Here is a 12,699-nt window from a genome sequence, read left to right on the forward strand (position 1 = left end):
GGGGGAGAGGGGGAGAGGGGGAGAGGATTTGACAATTTTTGATTGTCATCAAAATATACAATGTTTATTTGCACAACAGCTTACCTAGTTTTGACAGCAAAATCCCAGCCAAACTGTGTTTAGCTGGGAAAAATTGAACATATTGAAAAGTAGTCGAAAAACTTGGCGCTGTTGCTTGAGGCAAATGTCTTTGCTTACCTCGCTAGAAACTATCCGATCGCCCGATCACGGGTCTTTTTGATTGCCTTTGGGTGGGGTACCTTCAAAAGGCTGAACTCCTGTATTGGGATAATCGTCATCGTTCCGTTTAAAAATTCTCATCGCCGCTTCGGAAACGTAACGCATCGCATCTGCCAAAGATTTAGAAAGATTCATTACATCCGCCTCTCTTGTCATTGCTTCTCATACTTTTTATATTACTATTAATTTCGGTCTTTGGGTTTCTTTAGCAATATTTGTTTGAATTACTTATTAGTCCGCAACATCGAAGCAACCTGAAGCTTTTAAGATAGTCCTAGACGCAAAAAACGCGGTTTCTCTGAAAAATAGTCGCTCGATCCGAGAAATGCTTGATTCAGAAACCGGGTTTTTGACCCCGCGTGCGTCCAGGAATGTAAAAATTGCGGAGCTTGGACGATCGCCCTCAAACCCCAAAAATACTTTCCAAAAAACTCCCGATCCACCCGCGCCCCTCTAACTCAACACGATCGCGCGCTGCACACCCTACAAACTCAAATTTGCTGTTTTTATTAAAAATACCATAATCTTAATCCGCAAATTAACCTGAAACCCTCTATGCAAGGGCGCAATCAAGAAAAAAGCAATATAGTATCAGCAATCTTTATCAAAGATTTACAAAAAGATATGGTGTTTATCACTATAATTAAATAAATAAGTTTGTCCGGGGTTTTTCGCTATGAAAACTGCGACAGAAAGCCTGCACCTCACAGGTTTTGAGAAAATCTTAGAAGACCAGGAACTCACCGTTTCCCCAGCAGATTACAGCCTGTTGACCGATCTCTACCAGCTAACGATGACGGCTTGTTATGTCGGGGAAGCGATCGACGATCGCCCTGCGAGTTTTGAATTATTCGCCCGCCGCCTACCAGAGAATTTTGGCTACGCGATCGCGATGGGCTTGGCTCAAGTTCTCGACTATCTGGAGAAATTTCGGTTTTCCCAGTCGCAAATTCAAGCTTTGCACTCCACCGGAATTTTTGCTGGCGCACCGGAGCGATTTTGGACACTGCTCGCCACAGCTCGCTTTACTGGCGATGTTTGGGCCGTTGCGGAGGGGACGGCGGTATTTGCTAACGAGCCTCTGCTGCGAATTGAGGCTCCTCTGTGGCAAGCTCAGTTGGTAGAAACTTATTTGTTGAATGCGATCAATTATCAAACTTTAATCGCGACGCGGGCGGCACGGCTCCGGGATGTGGCGGGCCCTGACGCTAAGTTGCTGGAATTCGGGACGCGCAGGGCTTTTGGGCCGCAAGCTGCTGTGTGGGCGGCGAGGGCTGCTCTGGCTGCTGGGTTCGATGGCACTTCTAATGTTTTGGCTGCTTTGAAGTTGGGCCGCAAACCTGTCGGTACTATGGCTCACGCTTTGGTGATGGCTGTGGCGGCTCTCGAAGGCAGCGAGAATCAGGCGTTTGCAGCATTTCACCGCTGTTTTCCTGGTGCGCCGCTATTAATCGATACTTACGATACTGTGGCGGCGGCGCGGATGTTGGCCGATCGAGTCAACAGCGGTGAAATGCTGTTGGAAGGGGTGCGGCTGGATTCGGGGGATTTGGTGGCGCTTTCTCGCGAAGTGCGATCGATCCTGCCTGGTGTGCCAATTATTGTGAGCGGCGATTTGGACGATCGAGAAATTGCTAAATTAAAAAATGCGGGCGCTTGCATTGACGGTTACGGTTTGGGAACCAAGTTGGTCAGCGGCTCGCCTGTAAACGGTGTTTATAAATTGGTGGAAATTGAAGGAATTCCGGTGATGAAGGAGGCAAGTGGCAAAGTAACATATCCGGGGAAAAAGCAAATTTTTAGACATCTCCAAAACGGACAAATTCTCGGAGATTGTTTGGCACTGTGTGGGGAAGAAAATCAACTTTCGGAATTTCATATACCATTAATGGAATTGGTTTTCAAGGATGGGAAACGAGTGCAGAAACCAGAAATTTTGGAAGATATTGCCAAACGAACTACGGCTTCTGTCGCCAGTTTGCCGGCCCAAACCCGCCAATTAGATAACCCGATTTCGCCTCCGGTGGAAATTTCTACAGATTTATTGAGTCTTACCCAAAAAACTAAAAAGAGTCATTAGTTATCAGTCATCAGTTATTAGTATCAACATCAGACTAACATCCATGATAAATCTCGCTTCTAGCTTAGCCTCGATCCCCCTAAATCCCCCTTGAGGAGACTAACTTTTGGAGCTGACAGTTACCCCTTTTTTAAGAGACATTTTGAGCGCTCCAGTTTCTGCTTTGTAGGACTTATATCGCTCTTTTCCTCCCCTTTTGTAGAGGAGTTAGGGGGGATAGAGAGGTCAACAATCAAGCAACTGGCTGGAACTACGTTTGATATTAAGTTGATACTAACAGTGATGAGTATGTAATTTAATTCCCAATGACTACTGACTAATGACTACTGACTACTGACTAATGACTACTGACTACCGACTACTGACTACTGACTACTGACTACCGACTAATTACTTATGCAGAAAATTGCCTTGTTTGGAACCAGTGCCGATCCGCCTACAGCAGGACACAAAACAATCCTGAGTTGGCTTTCCCAGCATTTTGATTGGGTAGCAGTTTGGGCGTCGGACAATCCTTTTAAGTCGCACTCCACATCCCTAGAACACCGATCGGCAATGCTGCTGTTAATCATTCAAGAAATTAATTCGCCCAGACACAATCTTTGTCTGCATCCAGAGCTCAGCAGTCCGAAAACGCTAGAAACTGTGGAACAAGCAAAATTGCATTGGCCGGATGCAGAGTTGACTCTGGTAATAGGTTCGGATTTGGTGGGACAACTGCCTCGCTGGTACAAATTTGAAGAATTGTTAACACAAGTGGAGTTGCTGATCGTACCGCGGCCTGGTTATCCGTCAGAACAGTTAGATTTGTGGCAGTTGAGGCGCAGCGGTGCAGAAGTGGCGATCGCATCTTTGAATGCTCCCAATGTTTCTTCTACCTCCTATCGCGAAACAGGAGACACCGAAGCCCTAACTCCGACCATTGAAGATTACATCAATCGGGAGCATTTGTACGCATGGCACGAGGCACAAAAAAGAGAGAAAGTTGCTCATTAGCTGACTTTAAAGTAGGAGTAGATAATGTGATTTTCTCCGTCGATACCGTGCAGAACCGCTTGTTGGTGCTGTTGGTAATGCGGCAAGACGAACCCTTTATCGACTGTTGGAGTCTTCCCGGTACTTTGGTGCGGCACGGAGAGTCTCTCGAACAAGCAGCTTACCGAATTTTGTCTGAAAAAATCCGGGTTAAAAATTTGTATTTGGAGCAACTGTATACTTTTGGAGAAGCGGGGCGCGATCCTCGGGAATTTACCAGGGGCGATCGCTATCTTTCGGTGAGTTATTTTGCTTTGGTTCGGTTTGAAGAAGCTGAATTAATTGCTGGGAGTGTAGTTGCCGGTGTCAGCCACCGCGTCGGCGGCATTGCTTGGTATCCCGTCCAACAAGTTCCTAAGCTAGCTTTCGATCACAATCAAATTCTCGAATACGGATACCGGCGACTGCGTAACAAACTTGAATACAGTCCCGTAGCTTTTGAAGTTTTGCCGGAGCTTTTTACCTTGAGCGATTTGTATCAACTCTATACTACTATTTTAGGAGAAAATTTTTCGGATTATTCTAATTTTAGAGCTAGATTGTTGAAATTGGGTTTTTTGTGCGATACCAAAGTTAAAGTTTCGCGGGGGGCCGGCCGCCCTGCTAGTTTGTACCGCTTTGATGCGGCAGCTTTTGCTCCTTTCAAAAATAAGCCACTGGTGTTTATCTAAATGTTTCTTGGATGACAAAGCCCAAAAACGACAGCCCCCGACTTATAGCCTTTTTCAAAAAGGTGAGAAGTATTTGTATGGTGTGTCGCTATCCAAAATTATGCCATTCGTAGTGCGGGCGACCGTCCGCACTACGAACCTTTATCAACCTTGCTGATTGCGGTCAATCGAACGGACAGGATATTACTTATCGGCAAGAATAAACGAGCCTAACAATTGTTTCGTTCCGCGATTTTTGAAAAATGACATTAATACTAATTTCATAAAGTAGTGCTAGATATTACCCCCCCAACCCCCCCGCGATTTCGGGGGGATAAGACTTCATCCATAGCACATATGAAAGAAAAATGGTATAAGTAGTGGAAAGCCCAATTTTCACTTCTTGTTCAATGTCCCAGATTCATCTATGGAATCAATCTAAAATTCTTCAATCTAAAATCTAAAATAGACTGACATTGGGGGATCGATTTAGTAAGATAAGAATAGAAGCTATTAAGGAGTGACGGTGATGAAAGACCCTGATGAATGCGCCAATATTCACGAAGTGCGGGAGGAAATCGATATCATCGATCGAGAAGTTATCGACGCTTTGAGCAAGAGATTTAAATACGTCATCGCAGCAGCCAGGTTCAAAACGAGTGAAGCTAACGTTAGAGCCGCCGATCGCTTTCATGATATGTTACAGCAGCGGCGCGAGTGGGCTAAAGAATCGGGTTTGAACCCTGATGTGGTTGAAAATATTTACCGCGATTTGGTAAATTATTATATTGAAGAAGAGTTGAAACATTACAAGTCTGACTAATCCTTCCCTAAATTCACATCTAGAACTATTAGAAAATTGAGTCCGCGCCGGCGGACTGTTAGCAATATTTATGAGGTGAATTGGTAATATGAAAATTGCGATCGCACAACTCAACCCTACTATTGGTGATATCTTGGGCAACTCCAATCTAATTCTGGAGTGTGCGAAAAAAGCCAGGGTGGAAGGTGCAAATTTATTGCTAACACCGGAACTTTCCCTGATTGGTTATCCGCCGCGCGATTTATTGATCGAACCGAGTTTTATTGCAGCCGCCGCCGCACAGTTGCAGCAACTGGCGCGGAATTTGCCGCCGGATTTGACGGTTGTAGTCGGTACTGTTGTACCTAATGCTCATGCTGTTCAATTAGGCGGAAAAGCATTGTTTAATAGCGCTGTTTTGTTGCAAGATGGTGCTATTAAACAAGTTTTTCATAAACGCTTGTTGCCTACTTATGATGTATTTGATGAAGATAGATATTTTGAACCGGGAGAAAGTAGCAATTACTTTACTGTTGGCGAGTTGAAAATTGGCGTGACAATTTGTGAAGATTTGTGGAACGATCGGGAGTTTTGGGGTAAACGCAGTTACGCGGGCGATCCGATTGCTGATTTGGCAAAAATGGAGGTGGATTTGGTGGTGAATTTGTCGGCATCGCCATATTCTGTCGGGAAGCGGAAAGTGCGATCGGCGATGTTGCAGCATAGTGTCATTCGCTGGGGAATACCGATTGTTTATGCTAATCAGGTAGGGGGAAATGATGATATTATTTTTGATGGCAGCAGTTTGGCGGTGAATCGAAAGGGTGATTTGATTCAGGTATTGAATTCTTTTGAAACGGATTTTGCCGTGCTGGAATATGACGAAAAAAAACAAGATTTAATTAGCAGCGGGAAGGGGCAAAATTCCGGTTTTGCAACTGATTTAAGTTTCGATCCGCCCTTGGAAGATCCAGAAATTTGGGCTGCTTTGGTTTTGGGAGTGCGAGATTATGTTCGCAAGTGCGGTTTTTCTAAGGTTGTACTCGGTTTGAGCGGCGGGATAGATTCGGCTTTGGTGGCGGCGATCGCCTGTTGCGCGATCGGGCCGGAAAATGTGCTGGGGGTATTAATGCCTTCTCCTTACAGTTCGGATCATTCGGTTAATGATGCTTTGGAATTAGCCCGAAATCTGGGTATGGCGATCGAATTGTTGCCGATCGGCGACTTGATGAAATCCTACGATCGCACTCTCGCCGATTTGTTTGTCAATACAACTTTCGGGATTGCTGAGGAAAATATTCAATCCCGGATTCGAGGTAATCTGTTGATGGCAATTTCTAATAAGTTCGGACATTTGCTGCTTTCCACTGGTAATAAATCAGAAATGTCGGTTGGTTACTGCACTCTCTACGGCGATATGAATGGCGGATTGGCGGTGATTTCTGACCTGCAGAAAAGTCAAGTTTATTCGCTTTGTCGGTGGCTGAATGCTGGCGGATATGCAGGGAAACTACCTCCGTCTCCTTCCCCTAATAAAAAAATAATTCCGGTTAATATTATTAGTAAAGCCCCTAGTGCTGAACTGAAACCGGGACAAGTTGACCGAGATTCTTTGCCGGATTATGATATTTTGGATGATATCTTGCAGCGATCGATCGAATATCACCAATCTGTCCCAGAAATTGTGGCGGCGGGACACGATGCAGCGGTGGTTAAATTTGTAGTAAAATTAGTCAGGCAATCGGAGTTTAAACGGCGACAAGCAGCCCCTGGCTTGAAAATTAGCGATCGAGCTTTTGGTACCGGTTGGCGAATGCCGATCGCCAAAGCTTCCTTTTATTAAAGCCATCATTAGAAACTAAATGGTTAACATAGGCGGTACTTTCGGCTTCGATTTTCTCCTAGGAAGCCCCAGCAGCGATACGATTACAGGATTTGCTGGTAATGACACTATTCAAGGTTTGGCGGGAAATGACCTGATTTTTGGCGGTAGCGACAACGACTTGCTCGCCGGAAATGAAGGCGCTGACACGCTCTCAGGAGGCCGGGGAAGCGATACAATCTATGGAGGACAAGATTCGGATTGGATTAATGGCGATCGGGGTAGCGATTTACTAATCGGCGGTGAAGGTAAGGATATCTTGACAGGAGGCGCGGGCGATGATTTATTTGTGATTGACACAACCTCCGCCGCACCTACTATTAATGAAGCTGATGTAATTACAGATTTTGGCAGCGGCAATGATAAAATTGTCTTGACTGATAACATAAAGTTTAGCGATTTGAACATTTTTGTTTCAGACAACCAAACTGTCATGCAAAATAAAAATTCTGGCAACTATTTAGGAGTTGTTTTGGGAAAACCTAACCTGACAGAAACCAACTTTATATCGCTGTTTGGCGGGATGGATATGGGTCAACTTTTGCCAATTTCTGCTAATACTATTGTGGGCGATCGCCCCTTGGGACTAGAAGTGGCGAAAACTCCCGAAGAACAAGCAATTGGCTTAATGTTTCGCACAGAATTGCCCGAAGACAGGGGAATGCTTTTCCCGATCGCCCCGGCGCGAAACGTGCGTTTCTGGATGAAAAACGTGTCAGTCGAACTCGATATGGTTTTTCTGCGCGAAGGCGTAGTGCAGGCGATAATTCCTAACGTACCGCCGTGTTTAAGCGACACCTGCCCCAACTACGGCCCGGATGTCCCCGTGGACGGAGTTATTGAACTCAAAGGCGGAAGGGCGGCTCAATTGGGATTGAAAGTGGGCGATATTATTCCCAATTTACCCTAAAAAGCATATTATTTTACAACAGCATTCAACATTATGTGCATCCCATGAATCCTATTGAATTAAAAATCATCCCCAATCAAACTCAAGACGGTTTAGCTTACCAACATTTGCGTTTGCGAATTGCCACTCAAGACGGTATTATCACACCCGATGATTTACAAGGTTTGAAAATTCCCGAAGGCGTTCAATTCAGCCAAGGAATTGTCATTGAAGGTAGAGGAGCGATTTGGCTGTACGGGTATTTAGTGCACGAATGTCATCCTGCAGCTTGGGTTGGATGTTACGATCCGCGATTGGAAGGTGCGGTGGTGGTAGCAACTCACAAGCACGAAGTATCAGTCGGACAGGTATTGAAATTGAGTTTGCCAAATTAATAAATTAGATAATGTTGGGTAAATTACCTGTAGTATTTATAGGGGCGGGTTTTACCAACAATCTTTCAATCACATCCACAATATTTATCAACCCGCCCCCTCTCCCCCACCTCATGTTAATTATTTGTAATAACTCACATCTTGCACCATTCTCCATAAGCTCTTAAAAACCGGGTTTCTGAACGAAAGATATAGGTTGTGACGCTAAATTGGTGGTCAGAAACCCGGTTTTTGCCACAGGTGCAACATCTCATACCATTTTTCTAAAGATGTGATATGGATGAAGTCTTAGCCCCCCCAAAGCATCGGGGGGGTTGGGGGGGTAATGTCTAGCGCTACTTTATGAAATTGGTATCAGTAATAGCCTACTGACTAAACTGCTGTAATTAAAATTTATCCTTTCACCGGCAAAACGATCGCAAATTCAGTCCCAACTCCGGCTTCCGCACTCACCTCAATGCTGCCGCCATGTTTTTCTACCGCAATCTGATGGGCAATGGTCAACCCTAATCCAGTGCCTTTTCCGACACATTTCGTCGTAAACAAATGGTCGAATATATACTTTTTAATTTCCTCTTGCATCCCAGTGCCGTTATCAGCAATTTTAATTTGAATCTGCCCTTCCCCCAGTACCTCAGTGCAAATAGTGATGCGGTTGGGATTGGTGGCAATTTCGCTAAAACTGCGTCCTAAGTTTGACTCTTCTAAGGCATCAATCGCATTGGCCAGCAGGTTCATAAAAACTTGATTTAATTGACCTGGGAAACATTGAATTTTAGGGAGATTGCCGTATTTAGTTATTACTTCGATTTGCGGGCGGTATTCGTTGGCTTTGAGGCGGTGTTTCAAAATCAAAATAGCGCTATTAATACCATCATGAATATTAAAAGGAACTTTGTAGTCTTTGTCTCCTCGGGAAAAGGTGCGGAGGCTGGTACTGATGCTAGAAATGCGATCGCACCCGACTTGCATTGAATCGATCATCTTCGGTAAATCTTCCAAAAGATAATCGATGTCTATCTCTTCAGCATGATTAGCCATCTCCGATTTTGGTGCATCGGATCGATACAATTCTAAATGTTCTATAACATCTGCCAAGCTTCTTTTAGCTTCGCTTAAATTGCCAGAAATAAATCCAATTGGATTGTTGATTTCGTGGGCGACTCCGGCGACTAAATTGCCCAAAGCCGACATTTTCTCGCTTTGCACTATTTGCAGTTGCGCTTGCTGCAAATCTTTTAAAGTTTGTTCTAGTTGTTGATTTTGCTTTTGCAAAAGTTCATCTGCTTGCTTGCGATCCGTGGCATCAACACCCAAACCAATAATCCCAACCGTCTCGCCTTGGGAATTTTTTAACTGCACTTTCGTGACTTCTATATAGTGTTGTTTGCCGTCAACTAATGTGAGAGTCTCGCTGGAGTAATGCGGCGAATCTTGGGCAAGACAGGCGGCATCTGAAACCAAACAGTTTGCTGCATTTTCCCCCAGTATATCCTTGTAATGCTCGGCAGCTAAAAAAGCGCTTAGAGGCGAGCCCACATCTTTGCAAAAGGTATTGTTAAAAAAATGTACTTTACCCTTTGGATTCACCATCCAAATCCAAATCGGAGCGACATCAAGTATCGCTTGTAACATTTGTTTCTGCTCGGCAAGCTGATTTTCAGTACGGCTAAATTTTGTTAGCAATCGCTCTAATTGTTGACCGTAATCTTGAGATTTTTGATAAAGTATAGCGTTTGATAAACTGATTGCTGCTTGGGAACACAGGAGATTGAGAAATTGCAAGCGATCGCGCGTAAAAACTCCTGCAGTTAACCGATTTTCTAGATACAAGATGCCGACTAAGTTGTCTCGCTCGAGAATCGGCCAACATAACAGGCTCTGCGGTTGGTATTTCTGGATGTAGGAGTCGGAATCGCGATCGCCATTTTCAGCAATGTTCCGCACAATCACAGGTTTCAACAAGTTTTTAACGCAGTCAACAATTTTTAGGGGCAGGATATCGCTGTTTTTATCGAGTGCTGCTGATGGTAAGCCGATCGCCCTTTCGACGCCCAAACTGTCGATCGCGCTTGCTGCAGCCACTTCCCATTTACTGCCGTTTGGTAACAGCAGCGCTACTTTGTCAGCTTCTATATTTGCGATCGCCAGTTGCATCAGTTTGGCAATCAGTCGATCGAGTTCAATTTCACTAGAAAGCGCTTGACAAGCTTTTAGCAGAGTTGAAAAAACTCCGAAATCCGAAAGTTGACGCGACACAGATGAATGAATAAATGGATGCACCGAGTGATTTTGATTAGGAGGTATGACGGCAGTTGCTAATGGATTTGCAGCGACTGTTGCTGGTGGCAAAATCGGCGATAACAATTGAGGATAGCGTTTTTTTAAGTCTTCAATTTTGACTGCATCTCCGCAGCGAGCATAGCAATCGCAGGCATCTATCATGTAGACTAGGGCAATTTTTTCTCTACCGTGGGAGAGGTAAAACTTAGCAGCGAGTTCGCAGGCGAGAGCTTCTTCATTAACATATTCGTTAGCTTTAGCTCCAGTAATAGCTCGATCGTACAATTCCATTGCTTCTGCTTTCTGCCCCAAAAGGCCCCGCAATTCTGCCTCAACCAGATCGAACTTGTGCTGGTAATCGATCGGGGTAAGGTGCGCGGATTCTTTGAGTTTTTTCTGACTCGTCTCAACGCGCTTCAGGATTTGTTGGCGCTCCGTCGGTGCGGCATCTGTATAGGTTGCCAAATGTGCCAGCGCATCGTAAAAGTCGTGCATCATTGTTACTAGCATCACAACAAAATTTTCCAAATAAAGTTTGTCTGCATCCCCCTATCGATCTGCTTCAGATTGCGCCGACAATATATCGCGCATCTTTCGCATTTTTTAAACCGATTTTATACCGCTCTATCTGGCTGAAAACAGTCAAGATAAATTGAAATATTTGGAGAGTTTATAGATTAGTAAATAACTCTGATTGTTTCTAGTTAGTCGAGAATGTCTGTTCGCTTAAGGACTATTTTGAGCAATGCAATTAACAACTGCGATGCAACTCAGTTTTGCATTGATAGTCAGAACACTTCAAGAATTCGCGTATTTTACAGATTGCGAGATCCCGAGGGCACTGTAAAAAAATGCTTCTTGCAAAACACAGATGCTCCCGTTTGCTGCTAGCCGGTTGCGAGTGTTTTTCGGGTGCCGCCGAGACAGCAGCCGATCGACAATCGGCGTATAATTGCGCGATCGGGCAATCTCCAGGCCTTACTGTCAAATTTACTACCTCTACTGTTGCAGCCATTTTGGCCGATCCCAGTGGAGAGTTTAACTTGACAATAGTTAATGTATCTATCTTAGGGTATAAACAGCATAATTTTCTAGTTGCCGATCGCAAATTATAGTTATCTACCAAACAACATTTTATACTTAGGCGATCGAATTGAGAGTCTTTTACTTACGTGTAAATTGCTGCGTTTAATCTCAAATGCAGTTAAATTAATGCCAAATTCAGTAGAATCATGTAAAAATTGTGTCTCAAAGAATACTCTATATAATTAAGTAATTTAATATAGCTCGATCGTGAAACCAGTAAAATGGCTCCTGCAAAAAGATACAGCGTATCCCAGGTTTATATGAGGTGTACATCATAAACCTGGAACACGCTGTATATTGCTGGTTCTTTGCGAACAACGAAGCAATGCCAAAAAATAATATTGCTTCGTTTCTCAACGTTATTTGAAATTAGTCGATCGCATCTGCTGCTCTTTCTGCTGCTCGTTGAGTTCTGTCAATATCCCGATTCACTTTCGAGCGAAAATTGTCCGAGGCATCTTCAGCGTTCTATTTTGCATTTCGCGCTGCATCTGTGACATTTTCTTGGCCGCCGCTGGTATTATATCTCAGAGACTCAGTACCCTCTGCTGCTCTTTCTTTTGCTCCCTCGGTGGCTTCTTTAACAATTTCTTTTGCTCCCTTCAAGCCGTCGCGAGTGTTTTCTTTAAGGTTAGCAAAGCCTTCCTTGGTTTTGTCGCCAAAGTTATCAGCTTTGCGCTGAACCGTGCGAGAATTCTCATTCACCTTGTCGCCAATTTCGTCAAGTTTGTCGGACGCATCTTCTTTTACCCGCCGCACATTTTCGCCCACATCGCTGCTAGATTTGGTGTCGATGCGGCGCTGGGCTCGATCTTTGAGAAGCTGAGCTTTTGCTTCTGCTGCTGTAACAGTTGTGTTTCTTGGATCGTCATCGCTGTATTGATTCTGGCCGCCTTTATATACCGAAGTTACAGCCTCAGAAGGCACTTCTTCTCTAATTTGGTCGGAGGTTTTTGCTGCCATCACATCAGTTTTTGTTGCGCTCATATCCGTTTTTGTTGCGCTCACATCAGGGCGACTGCAGGCCGTACTCACTAATACTAAAATGCCAGCCAGAAACACTGTTAAAATTTGTACAGCTCGAATTTTTTTCAGAAATGCAGTTAGTCTGTTCATAAAAATGATCCTTTCTATTTCTATTGTGATATGCTCTAATTCCTGGTAGTTGTGTAGATGGCTAGCATTACAAACTAGAGGAACTTAAACACTTTTTAAAATATATAAATAATAACAGGAGCTTTTCATCTACCTCAAGTTAGATTCCTCAAGTTGTACCAGGTATAGATGGAAAAAGGAAGATGGAAGATGGAAGAGTGGACAGCAAACTGCAAATAGCAAACAGTTGATAACTTGCCCG

General features: G+C 44.2%; 11 protein-coding genes. 8 read left to right on the top strand and 3 right to left on the bottom strand.

Annotated features, from left to right (window positions below; genetic code table 11):
• Positions 1–225: 225 nt before the first annotated feature.
• A complete protein-coding gene (locus AACV78_RS06005) occupies positions 226–375 on the bottom strand; it encodes an isochorismate synthase (protein WP_194013070.1) in 150 nt (49 codons plus the stop codon).
• A gap of 541 nt (positions 376–916) precedes the next feature.
• On the opposite strand from AACV78_RS06005, the gene AACV78_RS06010 reads away from it, so the two are divergent.
• The 7 genes from AACV78_RS06010 to crn3 all read left to right on the top strand — a co-directional run bounded on the left by AACV78_RS06010 (position 917) and on the right by crn3 (position 7,973).
• A complete protein-coding gene (locus AACV78_RS06010) occupies positions 917–2,320 on the top strand; it encodes a nicotinate phosphoribosyltransferase (RefSeq protein WP_194013069.1) in 1,404 nt (467 codons plus the stop codon).
• A 396-nt stretch (positions 2,321–2,716) separates the two neighbouring features.
• Positions 2,717–3,316 (top strand): nicotinate-nucleotide adenylyltransferase, encoded by a 600-nt coding sequence (locus tag AACV78_RS06015; protein ID WP_194013068.1) that lies wholly within the window; start codon positions 2,717–2,719, stop codon positions 3,314–3,316.
• The gene (locus AACV78_RS06020; protein WP_194013067.1) at positions 3,277–4,026 is read left to right on the top strand and encodes an NUDIX hydrolase; all 750 of its coding nucleotides are present in this window, start codon (positions 3,277–3,279) and stop codon (positions 4,024–4,026) included. The genes AACV78_RS06015 and AACV78_RS06020 overlap by 40 nt, the downstream gene beginning before the upstream one ends.
• Positions 4,027–4,534: 508 nt before the next feature.
• Positions 4,535–4,828: an isochorismate lyase gene (locus tag AACV78_RS06025; protein WP_194012145.1), complete on the top strand. Its 294-nt coding sequence runs from the start codon at positions 4,535–4,537 to the stop codon at positions 4,826–4,828.
• Positions 4,829–4,916: 88 nt separating this feature from the next.
• Complete coding sequence (locus tag AACV78_RS06030) at positions 4,917–6,650, top strand: NAD+ synthase (RefSeq protein ID WP_194012146.1); 1,734 nt, start codon at positions 4,917–4,919, stop codon at positions 6,648–6,650.
• Positions 6,651–6,669: 19 nt separating this feature from the next.
• Positions 6,670–7,599, top strand: a complete 930-nt coding sequence (locus tag AACV78_RS06035) for a DUF192 domain-containing protein (protein WP_194012147.1) — start codon at positions 6,670–6,672, stop codon at positions 7,597–7,599.
• A gap of 44 nt (positions 7,600–7,643) precedes the next feature.
• Positions 7,644–7,973 carry a CRISPR-associated ring nuclease Crn3/Csx3 gene (gene crn3, locus AACV78_RS06040; RefSeq protein ID WP_194012148.1) on the top strand — a complete coding sequence of 110 codons (330 nt, stop codon included), beginning with the start codon at positions 7,644–7,646 and terminating at the stop codon, positions 7,971–7,973.
• Between the two features lie 393 nt (positions 7,974–8,366).
• Here the strand turns inward: crn3 and AACV78_RS06045 are convergent, their stop codons facing one another.
• Positions 8,367–10,766 (bottom strand): ATP-binding protein, encoded by a 2,400-nt coding sequence (locus AACV78_RS06045; RefSeq protein WP_194012159.1) that lies wholly within the window; start codon positions 10,764–10,766, stop codon positions 8,367–8,369.
• Between the two features lie 341 nt (positions 10,767–11,107).
• On the opposite strand from AACV78_RS06045, the gene AACV78_RS06050 reads away from it, so the two are divergent.
• Positions 11,108–11,371, top strand: a complete 264-nt coding sequence (locus AACV78_RS06050; protein ID WP_194012149.1) for a hypothetical protein — start codon at positions 11,108–11,110, stop codon at positions 11,369–11,371.
• A gap of 439 nt (positions 11,372–11,810) precedes the next feature.
• Here AACV78_RS06050 and AACV78_RS06055 read toward each other — a convergent pair whose 3' ends face one another.
• Positions 11,811–12,458, bottom strand: coding sequence for a DUF6658 family protein (locus tag AACV78_RS06055; protein ID WP_194012150.1), 648 nt, complete (start codon positions 12,456–12,458; stop codon positions 11,811–11,813).
• Between the last annotated feature and the right edge of the window lie 241 nt (positions 12,459–12,699).

It is taken from the genome of Tychonema sp. LEGE 07196 (assembly GCF_963890365.1).
In the GTDB taxonomy this organism is placed as follows: domain Bacteria; phylum Cyanobacteriota; class Cyanobacteriia; order Cyanobacteriales; family Microcoleaceae; genus Microcoleus.

What these genes read in the sequence shown, in the direction of transcription:
- AACV78_RS06005 (WP_194013070.1), bottom strand. Translation starts at nt 375, where the DNA reads ATGAATCTTTCTAAATCTTTGGCAGATGCGATGCGTTACGTTTCCGAA.
- AACV78_RS06010 (WP_194013069.1), top strand. Translation starts at nt 917, where the DNA reads ATGAAAACTGCGACAGAAAGCCTGCACCTCACAGGTTTTGAGAAAATC.
- AACV78_RS06015 (WP_194013068.1), top strand. Translation starts at nt 2,717, where the DNA reads ATGCAGAAAATTGCCTTGTTTGGAACCAGTGCCGATCCGCCTACAGCA.
- AACV78_RS06020 (WP_194013067.1), top strand. Translation starts at nt 3,277, where the DNA reads ATGGCACGAGGCACAAAAAAGAGAGAAAGTTGCTCATTAGCTGACTTT.
- AACV78_RS06025 (WP_194012145.1), top strand. Translation starts at nt 4,535, where the DNA reads ATGAAAGACCCTGATGAATGCGCCAATATTCACGAAGTGCGGGAGGAA.
- AACV78_RS06030 (WP_194012146.1), top strand. Translation starts at nt 4,917, where the DNA reads ATGAAAATTGCGATCGCACAACTCAACCCTACTATTGGTGATATCTTG.
- AACV78_RS06035 (WP_194012147.1), top strand. Translation starts at nt 6,670, where the DNA reads ATGGTTAACATAGGCGGTACTTTCGGCTTCGATTTTCTCCTAGGAAGC.
- crn3 (WP_194012148.1), top strand. Translation starts at nt 7,644, where the DNA reads ATGAATCCTATTGAATTAAAAATCATCCCCAATCAAACTCAAGACGGT.
- AACV78_RS06045 (WP_194012159.1), bottom strand. Translation starts at nt 10,766, where the DNA reads ATGCTAGTAACAATGATGCACGACTTTTACGATGCGCTGGCACATTTG.
- AACV78_RS06050 (WP_194012149.1), top strand. Translation starts at nt 11,108, where the DNA reads ATGCTTCTTGCAAAACACAGATGCTCCCGTTTGCTGCTAGCCGGTTGC.
- AACV78_RS06055 (WP_194012150.1), bottom strand. Translation starts at nt 12,458, where the DNA reads ATGAACAGACTAACTGCATTTCTGAAAAAAATTCGAGCTGTACAAATT.